Origin of the sequence: Halalkalibacter alkaliphilus, assembly GCF_023555415.1 — a bacterium.
Classification (GTDB): domain Bacteria; phylum Bacillota; class Bacilli; order Bacillales; family Bacillaceae_D; genus Halalkalibacter; species Halalkalibacter alkaliphilus.
In genome coordinates this window covers 1-20,941 of the sequence record NZ_JAKRYL010000037.1, presented here as the reverse complement: position 1 = coordinate 20,941, position 20,941 = coordinate 1, and the positions used below count along the sequence as shown (strand labels likewise).

Sequence of the window (20,941 nt, the reverse complement as noted above, 5' to 3'; positions counted from 1 at the left end):
AGAAAGTGGGGACCTTTTCTACCCCACTTTCTTATGATTAGGGGGGCGGTGTATGAAAACGTTAAAATGGATCAGAGACGGTCTTGCCCGTCTGCAATTATTCTTCTCTTTAACGCTGCTTACGGTAATGACTTTAACGATTATCTATCAGGTTTTTTCTAGACAACTCCTTGGTACTACACCTGCCTGGTCAGAACAGTTTTCTAAATTGTTATTTGTATGGGTAAGTTTTATGGGGATTGCTTATGGATTTAGAGCGAAACTTCATATCGGAGTTGGCCTGTTTGTAGGAATGCTACCAGAGAAAATACAAGACGTATTTGATTATATAGCAAAAACACTCATTATCATGTTTGGTATTGTGCTCGTTTACTATGGAATTGAGTTTACTATTTTAATGAACAACTCCACTATGCCGGGGTTAGGAGTCCCTTCTAGTGTCTTATATGCAGCAATACCTGTTTCTGGCTTTTTCGTATTAGTGTATGGAATAGAGCTTTTATTTAAAAAAGGGTTACATGAGAAGTACGAAGATATAAGTGAGGAGTGATTACGATGGGAATCTTTCTTTTAATTGGTAGCTTTATAATCCTCCTAATAGCTAGAGTGCCCATTGCTCTTTCCCTTATCTTATCTTCCTTTATTACAGGAATGTATTTAGATATTAATTTAGGAGCTCTTGTGCAACGTATGGTAGGTGGGTTAAATTCATTTTCATTATTAGCGATCCCTTTCTTTGTTCTAGCTGGAGAAATTATGAATGAAGGTGGAATTTCTCGTAGATTAATTAATCTTTCAAATGTGATCATTGGTAAAATTAGAGGTGGACTGGCTCTAGTAAACGTTTTAGCTAGTACCTTTTTCGGTGGGATATCTGGTTCTGCTGTTGCCGATACATCGTCTGTTGGTTCGGTTTTAATTCCAATGATGAAAAAAAGTGGCTATAAAAAGGATTATTCGGTCAGTGTGACGATATCAAGTGCCGCACAAGGGGTGTTAATCCCACCGAGTCACAACATGATTATTTACTCAACTGCAGCCGGCGGCGTATCGGTCGCTGCTTTATTTATGGGCGGGTTAGTTCCAGGAATATTGCTTGGTTTAGTTTTAATGGTGATTGCCTATGTTATTGCCGTAAAGAATAATCACCCTAAAGGTGAGCCAATAAAGAAAGAAGAAATACCAAAAATAGTACGTGAAGGTCTGTTAGGTTTATTCACGGCAGTTATCATCATCGGTGGTATTGTAAGTGGTTTCTTTACCGCTACGGAATCTGCTGCAATAGGCACATTGTATGCATTCATCATTACGTTTTTTGTTTATCGTGATATTCCACTCTCGAGATTTGGGGTTATTTTGCATAGAACATTTAAGACCTTATCGATGGTATTATTTTTAATTGCAGCTTCTTCAGCGTTTGGATGGTTGCTTGCGTTATTGAAAGTACCGACTATCGTCGCAGATACAATGCTTTCACTATCACCTAATGATGTCATAACACTACTTATGATTATAGTCATTTTATTAGCATTAGGAATGATTATGGATATGGCTCCTCTTATCCTTATTGCAACGCCAATTCTGTTGCCTGTTGCAACCAGCATTGGAATGGATCCAGTTCATTTTGGTGTCGTGTTAATCCTTTGTTTAGCTGTTGGGTTGATAACTCCACCAGTTGGAACAGTACTTTTTGTAGGTTCAGCAATTGGTAGAATTTCAATAGAAAAAGTAACGAAATCAATGATGCCTTTCTATGCTGCTATGGTCATTGTTTTACTACTTATTGCCTTCTTCCCAAGTCTTGTGTTATTTTTGCCAGGTATTTTGATAGAATAACTTGAATTAGTTGACTTTTGATTTGAACATTATTAAGCACTTTAAGCCTAGTACTCTAATACGAGAGAACTAGGGTAAATAAAAGCGTTTTCAATTAACATAATATTCATATTATAATTTGTATACTTAACAAACTAAATGTTCGACTTAAAGAATATTAGTCAATAAATTAATAATATCAAATAAAGAATAGGTATATTACCGACAAATTAATTTGTATTGTAAACAAACTAATTTGTCGATAAATTGTTAAAAAGGTTTTGGAGGGGGTGATTGTTTTCTAAGTTTGAATAAGTATCTGATGGTTAAAAATTGTGAAAATATTAACAAGGGAGAGGAAGGTAAGCTAATGTACAAGTTTATTCAAGGCAAAAAATTGACTGAAATTAAAAAACAATGTAAAAAAGTTATCATGTCAACACTTGCAGTCTCATTGGTGATTCCAGCAATATCTGTAGCCGCAGATGACAGAGAGGATTTAGGTTATGTTCCACCATCGGATGGTATAGGTGATGAAGGATTTATTAGTACTTTCGATAGAATACATTTTATAGACTTAGATGGCAACGCTGAACTTGGTATAGCTAATGAAGATAATGTTATTACTGAAGATGGACTGTTTTTCAAAGACTTAAATGGTAATGGTGTACTTGATCCTTATGAGGATTGGAGACTACCAGTTGAAGAACGTGTTGAAAACTTAGTTTCAAAGATGACTCTTAAGCAAAAAGCAGGATTAATGAACATAAACACGCATAGGATAAATCATGACCTTGATGGAGGAGAATATGTAGCTGATGATGACGAGTTGATCGTCGAAAGAGGTATGAGATATACGATTTTCCGTACAACTGAATCTGCTAATGTGGTAGCACAATATACGAACCAACTACAAGAAATAGCAGAGAAGCAACCATTAGGTATTCCAGTAGTGGTTACATCCAACCCACGTAACCATCCATCTATAAATTATACAGATGTTGTAGATGAACCGGGTCAACACTCCTTTTGGCCAGGACAATTAGGTATGGCGGCTACACGTGATGTAGATATGGTGAGAGAATTTGCTGAAATTGCAGCACAGGAATGGAGAGCAATGGGAATCCGCAAAATTTATGGATATACGGCTGACCTTGCAACAGACCCACTATGGTCAAGAATTGAGGAAACATTCGGAGAGGATCCTCAACTAGCTGCAGATATGATGTATGCCCTAGTGAAAGGGTTCCAAGGTGATGAACTAGGACCAAATAGTATCGCAAAAACAGTTAAGCACTTTCCAGGTGGAGGAGCTCGAGAAGATGGTTTAGATCCTCACTTTCCTGAGGGAAAAAGAAATCCATATCCAACTCCAGGAAGTTTAATGGATTACCATATTGTACCTTTTAAAGCAGTTATTGATGCAGGTGTTAGCTCCCTTATGCCTTACTATTCGTTTCCAAGTAATGATCTAAGTGCAGATCAAGGATTACCTTGGTTTAGTGAAGATCAACAGTTTGAAGAAGTTGGTTTTACATTCAATTCAGCGTTTATCAATGATCTTTTACGTGAGGAAATGGGCTTTAAAGGTTATATAAACTCTGATACAGGTGCTGTTAATAGATTAGCATTTGGTCTTGAAGACTTACCGGAAGTGGAAAGATTTGCTAGAGCAATTAATGCAGGAACCGATCTGATTTCTGGTAACTCTGATCCACAACCTATTATTGATACAGTGGAGCAAGGATTAGTTGAGGAAGAAAGAATTGATGAAGCTGTATCACGCTTACTTACAGAAATGTATAAATTAGGATTATTTGAAAATCCATATGTAGATCCACAGAATGCTCTTGAAGTTGTAGATCGACCAGAATCTCAAGAAAAAGCAGATGTAGCACACCGTAAATCAGTAGTACTCATGAAAAATGAGGATAACGTATTACCTTTACGTGATGAGAAGATTGGAGACATTGTACTTTATGTGGAGATGTTCACTACAGCAGACAATGACGCTGAAATTACTGCAGGGTTAATGGATCTGATTGAAGAGTACGATGGCGCTATTACATTGACAGATAATCTCGATGAAGCAACACATGCATTTGTTTGGGTTCAACCTGTACAATCAATGTGGGAAAATAATGTAGTTATTACAGTTGGTTCGGGAACAGGAATTGAGGATGTCGATAGAATTGTAGAAATTCAGCAAACAGTTCCGACGATTACAACAATTAGCATGACAAATCCATGGTTATTTGAAGTGATTGAAGAAAATGCGGCAGCTGTTATTGCTACTTTCGGTGTTAAGACAGAAGCTTTATGGGATGTAATTAGAGGAGAATTTAATCCATCTGGTTTATTACCGTTTACAATTCCTGCAAGCATGGAAGCTATTGAAAATGGCGCAGGAGATATTCCTGGCTATTTAGAAGATGAGTCATATGCTTACACAAACTCTGCTGGTGATCAGTATTGGTTTGGATTTGGTCTATCATATGAAAAAGACCACCAAGAACTTTGGGTAGAACTAAAAGATTTAACGGAAGGCTATATAGAATCAGGGGATGTATCTGGTCCAGCAGTAAAGCAATTAACAAATCTATTAAGACAAAGTAAACACCATTTAGATAAAGGTTCCAAAGAGAATGCAACACGCTTTATTGAAAATTATGTATCTCATCTTCAACGTGATACAAATGATCGTCATATCACGAGTGAAGCCAAAGAGCACCTAACGAGAATTGCTAGTGTTATTCTTAATAAGTGAAGAGAGGAATAGTAGTTATAAAGGAGAGTCGTTATAAGAGTCTCTTCAGAACTGCTAGTTTGATTAAACTACCCATTTCTAATAAGAAGGAGGCTGTCACAATTGACAGCCTCTATCTCAGTAACTTATTTTTTTATTTTGATTAATTCTTTATTTAGGGAATATAACATTTTCTCACTAAATTTTTCAGGAGCCAGTTCAGCCATATCTTCAACGACGAATCCTTGTGCCATTTCAAACATAGGATGGTCTTCGAAGCCAGGCATATATTTTTTTAACACGGCTTTGGCTTCGTCATTTTCTATAAGTTGTCCAAAGGTACAACGTGTGGAATAAACATCGTCTGTGATTGCTAGCTCTTCTACTTCTACATCATCAAGATCAGGCATTTCAAACCAGTTAGCTACTGGACCGCCAGCTTCTTCAGGGGCTAAATAGCTCTCATTTGGTTCTTTTACTTTATTAAACGTAGCTGTATCTTCAAAGCTTTCGCCTTCGTGAACTGCAATGACTTTAACTTGATTCAACCCATCTTGTAAAGAAATGTTTTCAAATGTAAAGATACGATTATCACTGTTCTGTGTCGAAACTTCTGAACCATTAATATACAGTGTCACTTCATTACAGTTAGAATAAACTTTCACTTTTATTGCATCATCAGCACGGTCAACAAAGCGTTTGCTTGTAATATGAACAAACTTTTCATCTGACCAATGAGCTTTATACATAAAGAATGCATCTTTTTTAATCTTTCTATCGTATGTGATTAACCCTTTATTGTTTCTACCTTTTACGCCGCCTTCGTCACGGATATTGGCACCAAAATCAAACATATTCCAGACATACGTTGACCAAAGGAAAGGTCGAGCCTCAAAGATTTTCCAAACAGTCTCATGATAAAGTGCATGATATTCTTCAGTATAATCTTTTACCTTCGGATCATTTGTGTGATACTGCAGAATGCCTTCTGCTCCGTATTCTGAGATACCTAATGGAATAGTTGGATTTGTTTTATGGAATCCGTCAATCCAGCCAGCGAAATCTTCAGCTTGACCGTTATACCAACCATAATACTTGTTGTAGCCAATCGTATCCGTTACAGTGTTATATTCATCTTCGTCTTTTACAAACATAACATTAGCCATTGTTGTTAATCTTGTAGGATCTTCTTTTTTAGTTAATTCATTTAATTCTCTAACAAGCTTTCTGAGTTCAGCTCGTTCACCACTAATTTGGATCTCATTTTGTATACCCCAGAACATGATGGAAGGATGGTTAAAGTTTTGACGAATTAATTCAGTCATTTGCTGTTTTGCATTAATCCCTTCAAGCTCCGTTTTGGACATAACACTAATAAATGGAATTTCAGCCCAGATGACCATTCCTTCATTATCACAAAGATCATAGAAATATTGATCATGTTGATAGTGGGCTAAACGGATAGACGTAGCTCCTACTTCTTTAATTAATTCCATATCTTCGTCATGTTCTTTTTTTGTAATGGCCCAGCCCATATCTTTTCGATCTTGGTGTCTAGACACACCATTTAAGGAAAGGTGTTCGCCATTTAATAAGAATCCTTTTTCAGGATCGACTTTAAAGTATCTTACACCGAAAGGAATTATTAGTTCATCAATTGTATCGTTAAAACTAACTATTGACACTTTTGCTTCATACATATATGCATTTTTCTTCCCATTCCAAAGGGTAGGGGAATGAATCACGATGGGTTGCTCAACTATTTTCGTTTCACCTGCAGCTAATACTACCTCTGTTGCTGCATAGGCAACTGAGTTGCCGTTTTTATCTAATAGATCTGTCCAAAGTCTAACTTTCTTTTCTTCATCGTTGTCATTGACTAATCTAGATTTTACTGTTAACTCAGCTCTTTCATTTGAAACATCATCTTGAACGATATAGACCCCCTGTGAACCATAATCTAATAAATCAAGATGAATAGGATTTGTAATGATAAGATTTACATCACGATAAATCCCTCCAAAAAATGTGAAGTCAGCGACTTGCGGATATACATCATCAACAACTGTATTATCTACTTTGACCGCAATTGTGTTAGTTGCTCCAAATTCAACTTCTTTCGTTATATCAAATCTAAATGTGGAATAGCCACCTCTATGTTGTCCCAGATGTTGTTCATTCACATAAACATCTGTGATGCTGTTAGAGCCTTGAAATTCAATATATACTTTATTTCCTTGATTTATTGAATCGATGACAAGCTCTTTTCTATACCAACAAGCACCCTTGTAAAAATCATATCCGTTGGCACCATCAATAGCGTTCCACGTGTGGGGAACATTTACAACTTCCCAGTTTTCATCTTGAAAAGATTTATCTATAGCTTTTGCTTCATCTTGTTTGCTGAATTTCCATTGATTATTAATGTTAATTGTTTTTCTCATTTGGATTCCTCCTATTTACTAACTGTGATAACTAATCACTTCTAAAACATTTACGTTTTGCTTTGTTGCTCAAATTGATTATATAATACCGCTTTCATTTCTGATCGCACTATTCAGACTTTATTAGTACGAATTTTGCAAGTTCAAGGGGATTTTGAGGTATGATATAAGAAAAAAACAGGGGTGATTAAGTGGTAGTTGCTTTCGAAGCTGATTTTAGTGAAGTTAATAAAATTTGTAACTTACTGCATTCGGTTACAAAAATGGATGTAAGATTTATTGAAAATAGTGGAACGGCTATCGTGCAATTGGCCAATCTTGCAGTTCCAGCAGCAATCCAAAACCTTAATAATGATATTAGTGCGATTAACGAAGTACTAAAGAAAAATGCAAGTAATAGTTATTATTTTTATATTAATTCATATGGTCTTGAATACATTGCTTCTGGCGTATGGCACGATACGTTTTTCTATGGTGCGATAATGATAGGTCCGTTTCTATCGCGGCTACCTTCGATTGATTTTATCAGTGATATTATCGCTAACAATAACCTGCCAATAAGTGAAAGAAAACAAATACATGAATTTTATCAATCATTATCGGTCATAAGTAGTACTGATTCCAATAGTATCGGAGATTTAATTGTTAATTTGTGTAATCACAAACATATTGATTCACAGCTGATCACTTCAGAGATAAGTAAAGCAAATATAAGCAAAGAAGAGCTAAGGTCGAATATAGCTGACAGCAAGGATGTCATAGAGTTTCGTTATCACTATGAAAAGAAAATTATGAATTCAATCGCAAAAGGGGACAAAAAGGAAGTTGAGCGAATTGCAAAGGAATCTAGCAGTATTTTTATGATTTCCGATCGAATTCCAGAAAGTCCAATTAGATCATTAAAAAATATATCTCTGGTTCTCAATACAATCTGTAGAATAGCTGCCGAGAGGGGAGGGGTTCATCCAGTTTATGTTCATACTATCTCTGAAAAGTTTGCGATCTTAATTGAAAGAGCACCAAACTTACCTCATCTAAAAAAACTAGGTCTCGTAATGATGACTGAATACTGCGAACTGGTACATGAATATTCCACAAGTAAGTATAGCTCAATTGTTAAAAAGGCAATTGACTTGATTGACTTAAATATTGATAAACCATTAACTCTTTCAGAGATTGCCGAAACAATTCATGTCAATTCTTCACACCTATCAAGACAATTTAAGAAGGATACGGACATGACTATCATCGACTTTATTAATAAAAAAAGAGTTGAAGAAGCAAAGTTGTATTTACAAAGAGGAAATATATCAGTAACAGAAGTCGCTTTTATGGTAGGCTTTAATGATTTAAATTACTTTAGTCGTGTGTTTAAGAAGTTTGCTTCGACTACACCATCTCAATATATGAAAGAAGTACAAGATTTTTAGCGTTTGGTCTTTTTATATCACACGCTACTTTACACTAAAGTTGTACTAACTGAATTTACTTGCATAAACAAGTAAATTGGATGTATGATGAAAAAGAAGGAGGGATGTTATGTCTCAATATCGGTTGGAGGATGCTCTTGGGTTTCTTGTAGGAATGGCTGGGCGATCATTATCAAATAGTGTTCAACGTACTTTTTCTGAGCATGGTTATAATGTAACAACGGAGCATTGGATTATATTAGTACAGTTATGGAATCAAGATGGACTTACTCAACTAGAGCTAGCAGAAAGAACAGGTAAAGATCAAGCAAGTATATCTAGATTAATCCAAAACATGTTAAATCGCGAACTTATTTATAGAATGAGGGATGCTGATGATGCTAGGTGTAAGCGGATTCATTTGACGGAGAGTGGAAAAGATCAACAAGAGAAATTGATGGAACTTGTTAAACAAACATTAACGGAGGTAACAGAAGGAATTACTGAAGAGGATTTGGCGACAACTAAGCGTGTATTAAAGAAAATTGCGTCAAAGAATTCAGCTACAAATAGAATATTTGAAAAGGTTGATAGAAAGAAGGGAGAAAATGAATAAAAAGCTCATAAAATTAGCAATTTTATCTGTGTCGCTTTTAACGATCATGGCAGGTGCTGCGATCTCTCCTGCGCTAGGTGACATTGCCCTTGCATTTCCAAATGCTAGTGAAACAACGATTAAGTTAATTTTAACCTTACCCTCAGTTATGATCATACCTTTTATTTTTGTTTCTAGCTTTTTAACAAGGAGATATCAAAAGAAACATATTCTTTTTGTTGGGATGCTATTTTACTTAGTTGGGGGACTTGGTGGAGGTTTGGTACCAACGATAGAACTGCTTTTATTTTTCCGAGCTGTATTAGGCATAGGTGTTGGACTTATGATGCCGATTTCAACATCCCTTGTAGCTGACTTTTTTGATGGTGAGGAGCGAACGGCTACGATGGGGCAAGTTAGTGCCGCAAATAATTTAGGTGGAGTCGTATTATTTATTATGTCTGGGGTGTTAGCTGCAATTAGCTGGAGAATGGCATTTAGTGTGTATATTTTAGTTCTAGTTGCTGCCATCATTGTGTTTTTCTATTTACCAAAAACAAAGGTTGATTATAGTCGGCAGGAAATAAAATTACAACCATTACCAAAACAGATTTACGTGTTTGGGGTTGCTATGTTTTTCATTGTGTTAGCTTTTCATTCTATTCCTGTAAATGTAGCTTTGTTTATGCAGCAAGAGGGAATCGGTAACGCTCAAATTGCCGGGATCGTCATTTCAGTTGGAACCGCTGCTGGTTTTGTTGCCGGGCTTTTATTAGCACGATCGAAAAGGTTATTACACACGTACTTTATAACGATTATGCTCGTAATAATGGCCTTTGGATTTTTGACAGTAGGTATTTCACAAATCTCATTCATAACTGGTCTAGGCGTTGGGATATTAGGGTTTGGATTTGGTTCAATTATGCCAACGGTGTTTGACGAAGTATCACGTCAAGTACCAAGAGTGCAAACCGTTCAAGCAATGGCCGTTGTAACAGGTATGTTATTTTTTGGACAGTTTTTTTCGCCAATTCTATTAGATAGTGTTGGATATTTATTCGGTAATGAGTCAATTCGATTTACCTATCAGTTTCTTTCTGCAAGCATGTTTCTTGTCGCGATTGGCTTTTTCTTAAAAACGATGTTGATGCAAAAGCAGATCAAGGAGTTAGAGGTAAGGCGTAATAAGCCAACTACTTCTACATTAGCTGCTAAAGAAAAACAACGCAGTATGTAAAGATTCACCAGAGAAGTGCTATGAATGACTGAATAAGGAAGAATGGTTGAAGAAACAACGATGGTAAAGGTTCATTCATATCTTCTTTATCCTTGACGGTAAGGAAAGTGAAGAATATGACATTGACTGAATTGATTAGACATGGTAGATTAAGCACATAATTAATTTGACTACAAAACAAACTAATTATGTGCATTTTCTTTTTGTAAGGGTTTCCTTTTGACCACTTTATAATAGGAAGGAACAAGTTCTATTTAATATGAAACTCCTATATAAAGTGTAAAAAAGTATTAACAAAGATGAATGCGCTTTAACGAATGTTTATAATGGAGGCGATGCATAATAGATAAAAGAGAAAGTTGTAATATCTGACAATCATCAAGAACAGAAAGAGATAGGGGGGAAAGAAATGGTTACCGTATCGAAAAAAGAATTTGTAAATAATGCAAAATTATGGCAGGTTGGTTTGTTTGCTTTAAATAATACTGCAACGAACTTATACTTTTTTATTATGGCTTTCGTTTCTTATTATGCCACAGGGGTTGCCGGATTAACAGTTATGATTATCAGTTCAGTTTTAATGGGAATGAGGGTTTTTGACGGAATAACAGATCCAATTGTCGGTTATTTTATTGACAAAACGAATTCAAAATTTGGTAAATTTAGACCCTTTATGCTTGCCGGGAATATCATTCTTGCAGCAACTGCATTAATTATCTTTAATGTAACACATCATATTCCGCAAGAATTTCAATTGATTTTCTTTATCTTTATATACGCTATACACATGATTGGCTATACGTTTCAGGCAGCTTGTACAAGAGCAGCACAAACTGTTTTAACGAATAACCCAAAGCAAAGACCGCTCTTTTCAGGTTTTGATGCAACTTATAATATTGGGGTATTTATTGGGGGACAAATCTTAGTTGCTTCTTACCTTGTTCCTAAATATGGAGGATTTACCGAAGGATTATTCCTTGAATTGAGTTTGTATGTTGTAATACTATCTGCTTTGTTTACTGTACTGGCTATCAGTGCCATTTGGGAAAAGGATCAAACGAAGTATTTTGGTTTTGCAGAAAAAACGGTTAAAACGAACTTTAAGGATTATTGGCCTGTTATTAAGAGAAACCGACCTTTACAAATGTTAGTTCTTGCAGCATCTACAGATAAGTTAGCTAACAGTGTTTTGAGGCAACCGGCTGTACCAGTCATGTTTTTTGGGATTATGCTTGGTGATTACGCATTAAGTGGAACATTGTCTGCTGTGACAATAATCCCAACATTAATTATTACGTATGCAGGGATCATGTTTGCTAGGAAGACAGGGTTAAAGAATGTATTTGTAATTGGTACATGGGGGGCACTCTTGTTTTTTGGTCTTACACTAGGACTGTTATTACTTATTGACCCAGCTACGATTTCATTTTCTAATTTAACGTTAACAACGATTCTCTTTTTTATTTTATATACGTTAGGATATTCTTTTATGGGCTTCACAGGTAATATTGTGATTCCAATGATTGCTGATACTTCTGATTATGAAACTCATGTAACAGGAAGATACGTACCGGGTATGATTTCTACTATTTTCTCTTTTGTTGATAAATTGATTTCATCTTTTGCAATCACACTTGTAGGTATCCTTTTAGCATTTATTGGGTATAGGGATGAGTTTCCACAAGTTGATGAACTGTTAACTCCATCACTTTTTGTTATGACGATCATTTTGTACTTTGCTATACCGATGATCGGATGGATTATTTCATTAATTGCGATGAAATTCTATGAGCTTGATGGAAAACGAATGAAGGAAATCCAAGATGAAATTGCAGAGGTGAAACAAATTTACGTTGAAAAAGATGCAATGCCTTCTTTAATAGATGAAAAGAAGTAAGAGGTTAATAGTATAACTCTGTTTATAAGACTAAGAATTAAACAGAATAAGACGTATATATCTCTACTTTATATTGACATATAGTCTACTAGAATGATATTCTTCAATTGACCTAACATTAATTTGTTTAATAAACAAATTAATGTTAGGTAGGTGTTATTAAAAATTAAAATTATCTTAATTCTAAATAGAAGAAAGGAAAATGACAATGTCAAAACAACAAATTGGTGTAATCGGTCTCGCTGTAATGGGGAAAAACCTTGCATTAAATATTGAAAGCCGTGGATACTCAGTTTCCGTGTTTAACCGTTCAGTTGAGAAAACGGAGGAGTTTATAAAAAATGAGGCAGCTGGGAAACGTTTCTATGGTGCAACTAATATTGAAGAATTCGTGAATTCATTGGAAAAGCCTCGTAAAATACTATTAATGGTAAAAGCGGGCGGTCCGACAGATGCGACGATAGATTCATTGAAGCCTTATCTTGAGAAGGGTGATATCCTGATCGATGGGGGAAATACATTCTTTGAAGATACGATCAGACGAAATAATGCTTTAGACGAAACTGGTATTCATTTTATTGGAACAGGTGTTTCTGGGGGAGAAGAAGGAGCGCTTAAAGGGCCTTCTATTATGCCTGGTGGTCAAAAAGAAGCTTATGAACTTGTTGAACCAATTTTTAAAGCCATTTCCGCAAAAGTAGATGACGAGGCATGTTGTACCTACATTGGTCCTAATGGTGCTGGTCACTATGTAAAAATGGTTCATAACGGAATTGAATATGGCGACATGCAATTAATCTCTGAGGCTTATTTCATTTTAAAGAATATTCTAGGTTTACGTGCACAAGAGCTTCATGAAGTATTTGCCGAGTGGAATAAAGGTGAACTAGATAGTTATTTAATTGAAATAACAGCAGATATTTTCACAAAAGTAGATGAAGAAACAGGGAGACCACTTGTTGATGTTATTTTAGATACAGCTGGACAAAAGGGTACAGGGAAGTGGACAAGCCAAAATGCTTTAGATCTTGGCGTGCCTCTTCCGATTATTACAGAGTCTGTCTTTGCTCGGTTTATTTCAGCTATGAAAGAAGAACGTGTGAAGGCAAGTAAGTTGTTAAGCGGGCCAGAGGTAAAATCTTTTGAAGGGAAAAAAGAAGAGCTTATTGAAGCAGTGCGTAAAGCCTTATATATGAGTAAAATTGTTTCTTATGCGCAAGGCTTTGCTCAAATGCGTGCAGCTTCTGAGGAATATGATTGGAATTTACGTTATGGTGATATCGCGATGATTTTCCGTGGTGGTTGCATTATTCGTGCACAATTCCTTCAAAAGATTAAAGAAGCGTACGATCGTGACTCTGAATTACCTAACTTATTATTAGATCCTTACTTTAAAGAAATTGTTGAGAAATACCAAGATGCCCTACGTCAAGTCATCTCGCTAGCAGTTGAGGCTGGAATCCCGGTACCTTCTTTCGCTAGTGCGATTGCCTACTATGATAGTTACCGTACGGAAACATTACCAGCAAATCTCTTGCAAGCACAGCGTGATTATTTTGGTGCACACACGTATCAACGAGTTGATAAAGAGGGTGTGTTTCACACGAATTGGATGTAACGTTCAGCTTTTAAACTGATAAGTATTGCTCAAAAGTGTTTCATTATAAGTAGTGAGTTAAGCTTATATAATTTTACTTTTTTAGATATGGCTTGAGTTAGAATTGGAAACAACTGTATTTAGTTCCTATTGAAGTGTAAAGAACAATATATCTCGTAGCCATAGTTAGAGTAAAGATTAGGAGGAGCTAAAGTGCAATTTAACCATAAACAACCAGAATTAGAGGTAAGATCCAAAAAGATCATTGAAGTAGATGGATTGAAATTTAAAGATTTGAATAACGATGGGAAACTAAATCCCTATGAGGACTGGCGTTTAAGTCCGAAAGAGCGCGCGGAGAACTTAGTATCATTGATGAATATCGATGAAAAAGTGGGTATGATGCTTATTAATACGCGTCAGATGGGTCTTTCTCAAGAAGATAAGAGTAAGACAAGTCACGATGGAGTGTTAGATGAAGGAATTGTTGAAAAGGGTGAAAGTATTTTCGCTATCACGAAAGTATATGGATCAACACATACTATTGAAAAACTGAACCTTCGTCATTTCATCTTACGAGACAATTGGAGTCCAGCTCAAATGGCAGAGTGGGTAAATGCAATGAATGAAGTGTGTGAAGGGACACGCCTAGGTATCCCATGCTTAATCACTTCTAATTCTAGAAACGAAAATACAGAATTCGTTTTTGGAATGAATGACGCGGCTGGAATATTTTCAACATGGCCAGGGACATTAGGACTTGCAGCTGCTGCTAAAGGAGATATTAAGAATGGCGGTGATGCATCACTTATTAGCGAATTTGCTAAAATAGCACGTGATGAGTGGGATGCTACAGGAATAAGAAAAGGTTATATGTATATGGCTGATACGGTTACAGACCCAAGGTGGCAACGCACATATGGTACGTTTGGTGAAGACCCTGAATTTATTGCTGAAGCAATTGGACGCATTATCGACGAATTCCAAGGGGAGAGCATAGGAAAGCATAGCATTGCGATGACAACAAAACATTTTCCAGGCGGAGGGGCAAGAGAAAATGGATTTGATCCACATTACAAAGAAGGTAAGTGGAATCTATACCCAACTTCAGGAAGCTTAGAAAAGTACCATCTGCCACCATTTAGGGCAGCGGTAAAACATGGAACATCATCGATTATGCCGTACTATTCTATCCCAAGTATTAAAAAGAGTGTAGTTCAGGAATTTGAAGGTGAAGACATTCCTTTCGAAGAGGTTGGTTTTACATTTAATCATTATTTCATTAATTATATTCTTAGAGAAAAACTAGGATTTAAAGGCTATGTAAATAGTGACAGCGGTATTACAAGTAAAATGAGCTGGGGCGTTGAAGAGTTAAGCGAAGCTGAACGTTTTGCAAAAGCAATCAATGCCGGTACAGACATAGTGGCTGATACAAATGATGTTGAAAATTTAAAGACTGCCATTAAGAATGGTTGGATAAGTGAAAAACGCATTGATGAAGCGAATGAGCGCCTGCTCACTGAAATGTTTGCATTGGGGTTATTTGATGATCGTACGTACGTTTCGCCTGAAAACGCGACATCAGTGGTTAGTAATCCTGCGAACTGGGATGCTGCTTATGAAGCGCATAAAAAGTCAGTAACTGTATTGAAAAATCAAAATCAGACATTACCTTTAACAGCTGAAAAGCTTGATAGCAAAAAGGTGTATGTGGAAGTTTTTCATAAGGAGCAAGAACGAGCAACATCTTATACTGAGGATGCAAGGAAAGAATGTAAGGAGCTGGGACAATTTATCTTAACTGATAATTATGAGGAAGCGGATGTAGCTATCTTGTTTTTAAATCCAAAGTCAGGAGCATATTTCTCTGCGACACCTGGGCTTTTAGAACTTGAAATATGTGAGGATAAAACGGAAACAGCTTTGGATGGTACTACTTATAAGGAAACTACGTTAAGTGGAATGGATCATTTAAAGGAAGTCGCTGACAGCATCCATAGTCGTGGTGGCAAAGTAATTATGAGTGTTAACATCATTATGCCGTGGATACTTGGAAATGTTGAGCCTTTAGCTGATGCATTGATCGCTGGATACGATACATTCTATAAGGCTCAGTTTGAGGTGATGGCGGGTAACTTTAGCCCAGTTGGTGTGTTACCACTAACATTACCAGCAAGTGAAGCAGTCATTGCAGTCGATGAAAATGGTGATTGTGTATCAAGAAATGACGTCCCAGGCTATGATAAGGACAAATACATGCCTGAAGGACTAAGCTACGCATATAAGGATAGTAACGACAATATTTACAAGCTAGGTCACGGATTAACTTATTAATTGTCCTAAAATATGAAGAAAAGAGAAAGAGTAGCCCCTGACGCCACTCTATCTCTTTTCTTTTGTAAATAACCCATTAATATGGTAGATCTCTGTTATAATTTAAAACTATTTTTTTATTATATTATTGGACCTTTCGTGATCTCAGTAAGTTTAGAATTAATACTGAAAATTTTTGCGTTTACATCTTCTATTCCCAACCTAGCTAACCTTTTAGAATGCATATCTAAATATTTTTCAGCTGTTTCTTTCGTTTTGAAAATATAAATTCCTCCGACATCGTTCGTTTCTTGATTTTCAGTCCAAATCTTCCACATGAACCCTTCTTCTTCGTTAATACTTTTCGCTAAATCAGAAAATTCTTCCGCCATTTCATCTCCAAACGGCCCATCCATTTTGAAATCCACTTGTAATACGTATGCCATTGTTATTCTCCTTGTCTTACTTTTTATTCTGTAGTTGTCAAATATAATTCCCCTAGTATTTCCTTCACTTCATAGCTATTTGGTGAAAGCTCTTTTTCAACAAAAGCAAGCATGTCTGATTTTTTAACTTCATACATTACTTCAATTTCTTTAGAAAATAATAGTTTTTCTTTTTTTAGTAGACGTAAAAGTGATGGCTGTTGATTTGGTAGAAGCTTCTCTGTATTTAGAACTTGCATTAATCCGACAACATAGTTTTCTAAAGCGCGTGCTCCGACTATTTTGACACCTTTACTATCTTTATTTACGATGATAATGGTTGGAAATCCTCGAACCCCTAGGCTTTCAACAAGATGAAAATCTTGGTTTAATAATTGCTGTCCGCTTGGTAGTTCGGCTTGCCTTACAATCGCATCTCCATCCAGTCCAAGGGTATTCACTATTTCTTTTAATATGGAAGGATCTGCAATATTTTGATTAAATGCAAAAACAGCCTCTCGAACTCTGCGTAAATATACATTTGCTAACGCTTCGTTTTGTTCTTGAATCACTTTAAATACACGTGAAGGAGGGTAGGAAGAACGAATAGGATTATCATACCAAAGAGTACCAGCAATAGGCATACGGCTATGTTCACCAACTTCTCTCCAGTGTCCAGCCACATCTGCTGGTTTTGAAATTCCATTCGCCGCATCTCCAAATCCGTCCCATTTTTCTAGCAATCCCCCCATAACCGTGTGGAAGTTAAAATATTGTCCATACTGATTTATAAAACGGAGCAGTACTGGTTCGAGTGCCCAGCAATGAGAGCAAATAGGATCTGTCACATAATATAGATCAATCGTTTTCTTTGGTTCATTTAAACTAATTACTTCCATATCTTCCTCGCTTGCTATCCCACATACACCTGTATCTAAATCACAAATCATATTACTATTCATGATGATATCCCTCCTTAATTCGTGTGTATAGGAAAAACAAATACAATGAACTCTTTTTAGATTTGAGTTAATATTTGTTGTATAGTTAAATTCTAAATCAGAATGAAATACAACAATACCAATAGATAATTGCATTTATCGTATATACGACACATTGAGTAAATTGTTTAAAAAGTAGGGGGCATTTGAAGTGAGTGAATTAAAAACGGACCCACGAATTCTTCGAACACGTAAATTAATCATGGATTCTTTTATCGAGCTTTCAGGGAAAAAAGAATTCAAGGATATCACAATAAAAGATATTACAAACGAGGCTATGATTAATCGAGCGACTTTCTATTACCATTTTGAAGATAAATATGATTTATTAGAAAAGGTATTGTCAGAAGTACTATTGATTAACTTGAATTGCGATACGATCGATCAGAACGAGCTGAATGAAGAGGCGTTCGTCCAAATCTTCTTAGCTATTACAAACTTCCAGAATTCTTTATCCAATCGTTGTCATAGAGGATATGAAGATACGATTGCTCGTATTATAAGGGAACAATTAGAAATAATTTTTTACAAAATGCTGTTAAAAAGACATTTAACGGACGAGGATCAAGCTCTAAAGGTAAATGCGATTATGTTAAGTTGGGGAGTTTACGGGGCTTCTGTTGAATGGAGGAGGAATAGCAAGATCCCTCCAGAAGAATTTATCAAGTTAGTAATACCTCATATTATGAAGGGGATTGAATTTGAGACTCTCTAAGAAGATTTATTGGGACAACGAAAATTCAATTATTAAAGAAAAGAGAATGGTCAGACTGGGCAATCAAATCGAAGTAGGACTAAGTTTGAGATCGTGAGCACACCATCTATAGTGTGCTCTTTTCACTTTGATAAATCAGCAAACTGTGCAGCTGTTACCTCTGCTAAATCCTCTACCTTCAGTTCAATTTGGACACCAATCAGTCCTCCGCTTACTATGATCGTCTTAAGGGATTTTGCCTGTTGATCGATAAACGTAGGAAATAACCTCTTCATGCCAATAGGCGAACACCCCCCGCGAATGTAACCGGACACTTTGGTTATCTCTTTTACGGCAATCATTTCAATTTTCTTTTCTCCTGCTGCTTTTGCTGCTTTCTTTAAATCAAGCTCAGCTTCAACGGGAATGACAAAAACGTAATAAGACTTGCTTGATCCTTGAGCAACAAGTGTTTTGTAAACGACGGTAACCTCTCTACCAATTTTGTTTGCTACGGCTATTCCATCTATTTTTCCATCATCGGCTCGGTATGTTAGCATATCATAATCCATTTTTTCTTTATCCAACATACGCATGGCATTTGTTTTCCCCTTTCTCATATCAACCCTCGTCTTTCTACTATTTTCTATTTATTGTAAACTGATTATGTGGTTTTTAACAGAGTCACATACTAGAAAACGCTTTACTTATTAGAATATATTCATTAGGGTGATACTTATAGTAAGGAAACGTGATTGGGAGGTACAGTATGAGTAATTACAACGATGACAGTTTAGCATTACATACAGATGCATATCAAATAAATATGACTGAAACGTATTGGCACGATGATATGCATAATCGGAAAGCGGTATTTGAATTATATTTTCGCAACCTTCCGTTTGGCAATGGTTACGGAGTTTTCGCAGGGTTAGAACGAATTATTGAATACATAAAAGGTTTTTGTTTTACAGAGAGTGATATTGACTATTTACGTGAGGCTGTTGGATATGAAGAAGAGTTTCTAGATTACTTAAAAACAATTCGATTCACAGGTACCATTCGCTCGATGAGGGAAGGAGAGCTTGTATTTGGCAATGAACCGATCTTACAAGTTGAATCAACATTGGCAGAGGCACAGTTGATTGAAACGGCCCTTTTAAACATTGTGAACTATCAAACACTAATTGCTACAAAGGCTTCAAGAATTAAGCAAGTAGTAGGGGAAGAAAAAGTATTAGAATTTGGTTCGCGTCGTGCACAAGAAATGGATGCAGCGATTTGGGGGACTAGAGCAGCTTTCATTGCCGGATTTGATGCAACAAGTAACGTAAGAGCAGGAAAAAAATTCGGGATTCCTGTGTCTGGTACTCACGCCCACTCAATGATTCAAGTGTACAAAAGTGATTACGTAGCCATGAAAAAATACGCAGAGAGCTGTGTTAGAAGAAAAAATAAAGTGTTTATTCCTCTTGTTGATACGTATGATGTTTTGCGTTCAGGTGTACCAGCTGCAATTAAAGTGGCAAAAGAATTCAAAGGAGAAGTTGATTTTAAAGGGATTCGTTTGGATGGCGGCGATATGGCTTATTTATCAAAGAAAACAAGAGAAATGCTCGATAAAGCAGGATTCCACTCAACTCAAATTGTTGCATCGAGTGATTTAGATGAGCAAACGATTTTAAGCCTAAAAGCACAAGGTGCCAAAATTGATGTATGGGGGATAGGAACAAAGTTAATTACTTCCTTTGATCAGCCTGCACTAGGAGCTGTTTATAAAATTGTTGCAATTGAAGATGATCATGGAGATATGGTCGATACAATTAAGATCTCTTCAAATCCGGAAAAAGTGACAACACCAGGAGAGAAGAGAGTGTACCGAATTATTAATAAAAAGAACAATAAGTCAGAAGGCGATTACATTACACTAAAAAATGAAGAGCCACAAAAGGAAGAGAGCTTAAAAATGTTCCACCCGACACATACGTTTATTAGCAAATTTGTAACGGATTTTGAAGCAAGAGAACTTCTCACTGATATATTTGTGGATGGAGAATTGGTTTATGAGAATCCTGATATTTTGGAGATTCAAAAGTTTGTAGCTGACAATTTAACCGTACTTTGGGAAGAGTACAGGAGAACGTTAAATCCTGAAGAGTATCCGGTTGATCTAAGTCAAGATTGCTGGGATAACAAAATGCAAATTATTAAAGAGATTAAAGAAGAAATCAAAGACTATACCGGGCAATAAACGAGGTCACTGAAAAAGGTACGGTTTTGACCTTTTTCAGAGGCCTCCAATAAACAAGAGAGAAGGAAAGGGGGTTCGGCAGTCCCTTGCCGATTTTTCATTTTTAAAAGGTGTATGTGGAACCTACTATAACAAGCAGGATAAATAACACGACGATTAAAGTGAAGCTATTTCCAGTAACGTAACTCATGAAGAATTCCTCCTTTTTGAGCAGTTGCAAGACCATCTTATGAATTGTAGGTGTAGTGGGAGGGCTACTGCCTGGGGTTTCAAGGAAATAGGCGGATCTGTTTTTTGACCGAGTTTGGTTTTGGTGAGTAATTGAAGAGTTATGGCTAGTAAATCACTGTGTTTGAAAAATAAAGGGAGAAATTCCGGCTAAATTGGGAAATACCCATATTTCCTTAATAATAAGGGGAGTTTTTCCGCTTATATTATCCAAATCTTTAGATTTTGTCTTATTTAGAGCAGTTAACGGGAATATCTCCGCTTATCTCCGCTTCTTAACCTCCTT

General features: G+C 36.2%; 16 protein-coding genes. 11 read left to right on the top strand and 5 right to left on the bottom strand.

The features are described from left to right. Nucleotides 1–52 precede the first annotated feature (52 nt). The 3 genes from MF646_RS21630 to MF646_RS21620 all read left to right on the top strand — a co-directional run bounded on the left by MF646_RS21630 (nucleotide 53) and on the right by MF646_RS21620 (nucleotide 4,582). Nucleotides 53–550, top strand: coding sequence for a TRAP transporter small permease (locus tag MF646_RS21630; protein ID WP_250098578.1), 498 nt, complete (start codon nucleotides 53–55; stop codon nucleotides 548–550). Between the two features lie 5 nt (nucleotides 551–555). Further along, nucleotides 556–1,836 carry a TRAP transporter large permease gene (locus MF646_RS21625; RefSeq protein WP_250098577.1) on the top strand — a complete coding sequence of 427 codons (1,281 nt, stop codon included), beginning with the start codon at nucleotides 556–558 and terminating at the stop codon, nucleotides 1,834–1,836. Nucleotides 1,837–2,185: 349 nt separating this feature from the next. Then, nucleotides 2,186–4,582, top strand: a complete 2,397-nt coding sequence (locus MF646_RS21620; protein WP_250098576.1) for a glycoside hydrolase family 3 protein — start codon at nucleotides 2,186–2,188, stop codon at nucleotides 4,580–4,582. Nucleotides 4,583–4,707: 125 nt separating this feature from the next. On the opposite strand, the gene MF646_RS21615 is transcribed toward MF646_RS21620, so the two are convergent. After that, the gene (locus MF646_RS21615; RefSeq protein WP_250098575.1) at nucleotides 4,708–7,005 is read right to left on the bottom strand and encodes a glycoside hydrolase family 2 protein; all 2,298 of its coding nucleotides are present in this window, start codon (nucleotides 7,003–7,005) and stop codon (nucleotides 4,708–4,710) included. Between the two features lie 191 nt (nucleotides 7,006–7,196). Here MF646_RS21615 and MF646_RS23465 point away from each other — a divergent pair, with 191 nt between their 5' ends. The 6 genes from MF646_RS23465 (at nucleotide 7,197) to MF646_RS21585 (ending at nucleotide 16,077) form a co-directional block, all read left to right on the top strand. Continuing rightward, nucleotides 7,197–8,435, top strand: a complete 1,239-nt coding sequence (locus MF646_RS23465; RefSeq protein WP_250098574.1) for a helix-turn-helix domain-containing protein — start codon at nucleotides 7,197–7,199, stop codon at nucleotides 8,433–8,435. A 109-nt stretch (nucleotides 8,436–8,544) separates the two neighbouring features. Beyond that, complete coding sequence (locus MF646_RS21605) at nucleotides 8,545–9,030, top strand: MarR family winged helix-turn-helix transcriptional regulator (RefSeq protein WP_250098573.1); 486 nt, start codon at nucleotides 8,545–8,547, stop codon at nucleotides 9,028–9,030. Beyond that, the gene (locus MF646_RS21600) at nucleotides 9,023–10,246 is read left to right on the top strand and encodes an MFS transporter (protein ID WP_250098572.1); all 1,224 of its coding nucleotides are present in this window, start codon (nucleotides 9,023–9,025) and stop codon (nucleotides 10,244–10,246) included. Before MF646_RS21605 ends, MF646_RS21600 begins: the two co-directional genes overlap by 8 nt. A gap of 409 nt (nucleotides 10,247–10,655) precedes the next feature. Then, nucleotides 10,656–12,143 carry an MFS transporter gene (locus tag MF646_RS21595; protein WP_250098571.1) on the top strand — a complete coding sequence of 496 codons (1,488 nt, stop codon included), beginning with the start codon at nucleotides 10,656–10,658 and terminating at the stop codon, nucleotides 12,141–12,143. Nucleotides 12,144–12,351: 208 nt separating this feature from the next. Further along, entirely contained in the window at nucleotides 12,352–13,761 is a 1,410-nt protein-coding gene (gene gndA, locus MF646_RS21590) for an NADP-dependent phosphogluconate dehydrogenase (RefSeq protein WP_250098570.1), read from the top strand. Between the two features lie 192 nt (nucleotides 13,762–13,953). Beyond that, nucleotides 13,954–16,077 (top strand): glycoside hydrolase family 3 protein, encoded by a 2,124-nt coding sequence (locus tag MF646_RS21585; protein WP_250098569.1) that lies wholly within the window; start codon nucleotides 13,954–13,956, stop codon nucleotides 16,075–16,077. A 119-nt stretch (nucleotides 16,078–16,196) separates the two neighbouring features. On the opposite strand, the gene MF646_RS21580 is transcribed toward MF646_RS21585, so the two are convergent. Both MF646_RS21580 and MF646_RS21575 read right to left on the bottom strand, forming a co-directional pair. Next, entirely contained in the window at nucleotides 16,197–16,502 is a 306-nt protein-coding gene (locus tag MF646_RS21580; protein ID WP_250098568.1) for a monooxygenase, read from the bottom strand. 23 nt (nucleotides 16,503–16,525) lie between these two features. Then, complete coding sequence (locus MF646_RS21575) at nucleotides 16,526–17,443, bottom strand: DsbA family protein (RefSeq protein ID WP_275980405.1); 918 nt, start codon at nucleotides 17,441–17,443, stop codon at nucleotides 16,526–16,528. A gap of 190 nt (nucleotides 17,444–17,633) precedes the next feature. Here MF646_RS21575 and MF646_RS21570 point away from each other — a divergent pair, with 190 nt between their 5' ends. Further along, nucleotides 17,634–18,197 carry a TetR/AcrR family transcriptional regulator gene (locus MF646_RS21570; RefSeq protein ID WP_250098567.1) on the top strand — a complete coding sequence of 188 codons (564 nt, stop codon included), beginning with the start codon at nucleotides 17,634–17,636 and terminating at the stop codon, nucleotides 18,195–18,197. Nucleotides 18,198–18,319: 122 nt separating this feature from the next. Here MF646_RS21570 and ybaK read toward each other — a convergent pair whose 3' ends face one another. Next, nucleotides 18,320–18,796 carry a Cys-tRNA(Pro) deacylase gene (ybaK, locus tag MF646_RS21565; protein ID WP_250098566.1) on the bottom strand — a complete coding sequence of 159 codons (477 nt, stop codon included), beginning with the start codon at nucleotides 18,794–18,796 and terminating at the stop codon, nucleotides 18,320–18,322. Nucleotides 18,797–18,945: 149 nt separating this feature from the next. Here ybaK and MF646_RS21560 point away from each other — a divergent pair, with 149 nt between their 5' ends. Beyond that, complete coding sequence (locus tag MF646_RS21560; RefSeq protein ID WP_250098565.1) at nucleotides 18,946–20,427, top strand: nicotinate phosphoribosyltransferase; 1,482 nt, start codon at nucleotides 18,946–18,948, stop codon at nucleotides 20,425–20,427. A 103-nt stretch (nucleotides 20,428–20,530) separates the two neighbouring features. Here MF646_RS21560 and MF646_RS21555 read toward each other — a convergent pair whose 3' ends face one another. Next, nucleotides 20,531–20,617 (bottom strand): YjcZ family sporulation protein, encoded by an 87-nt coding sequence (locus MF646_RS21555; protein WP_250098584.1) that lies wholly within the window; start codon nucleotides 20,615–20,617, stop codon nucleotides 20,531–20,533. Nucleotides 20,618–20,941: the final 324 nt, after the last annotated feature.

What these genes read in the sequence shown, in the direction of transcription:
- MF646_RS21630 (WP_250098578.1), top strand. Translation starts at nt 53, where the DNA reads ATGAAAACGTTAAAATGGATCAGAGACGGTCTTGCCCGTCTGCAATTA.
- MF646_RS21625 (WP_250098577.1), top strand. Translation starts at nt 556, where the DNA reads ATGGGAATCTTTCTTTTAATTGGTAGCTTTATAATCCTCCTAATAGCT.
- MF646_RS21620 (WP_250098576.1), top strand. Translation starts at nt 2,186, where the DNA reads ATGTACAAGTTTATTCAAGGCAAAAAATTGACTGAAATTAAAAAACAA.
- MF646_RS21615 (WP_250098575.1), bottom strand. Translation starts at nt 7,005, where the DNA reads ATGAGAAAAACAATTAACATTAATAATCAATGGAAATTCAGCAAACAA.
- MF646_RS21605 (WP_250098573.1), top strand. Translation starts at nt 8,545, where the DNA reads ATGTCTCAATATCGGTTGGAGGATGCTCTTGGGTTTCTTGTAGGAATG.
- MF646_RS21600 (WP_250098572.1), top strand. Translation starts at nt 9,023, where the DNA reads ATGAATAAAAAGCTCATAAAATTAGCAATTTTATCTGTGTCGCTTTTA.
- MF646_RS21595 (WP_250098571.1), top strand. Translation starts at nt 10,656, where the DNA reads ATGGTTACCGTATCGAAAAAAGAATTTGTAAATAATGCAAAATTATGG.
- gndA (WP_250098570.1), top strand. Translation starts at nt 12,352, where the DNA reads ATGTCAAAACAACAAATTGGTGTAATCGGTCTCGCTGTAATGGGGAAA.
- MF646_RS21580 (WP_250098568.1), bottom strand. Translation starts at nt 16,502, where the DNA reads ATGGCATACGTATTACAAGTGGATTTCAAAATGGATGGGCCGTTTGGA.
- MF646_RS21575 (WP_275980405.1), bottom strand. Translation starts at nt 17,443, where the DNA reads ATGAATAGTAATATGATTTGTGATTTAGATACAGGTGTATGTGGGATA.
- ybaK (WP_250098566.1), bottom strand. Translation starts at nt 18,796, where the DNA reads ATGAGAAAGGGGAAAACAAATGCCATGCGTATGTTGGATAAAGAAAAA.
- MF646_RS21560 (WP_250098565.1), top strand. Translation starts at nt 18,946, where the DNA reads ATGAGTAATTACAACGATGACAGTTTAGCATTACATACAGATGCATAT.
- MF646_RS21555 (WP_250098584.1), bottom strand. Translation starts at nt 20,617, where the DNA reads ATGAGTTACGTTACTGGAAATAGCTTCACTTTAATCGTCGTGTTATTT.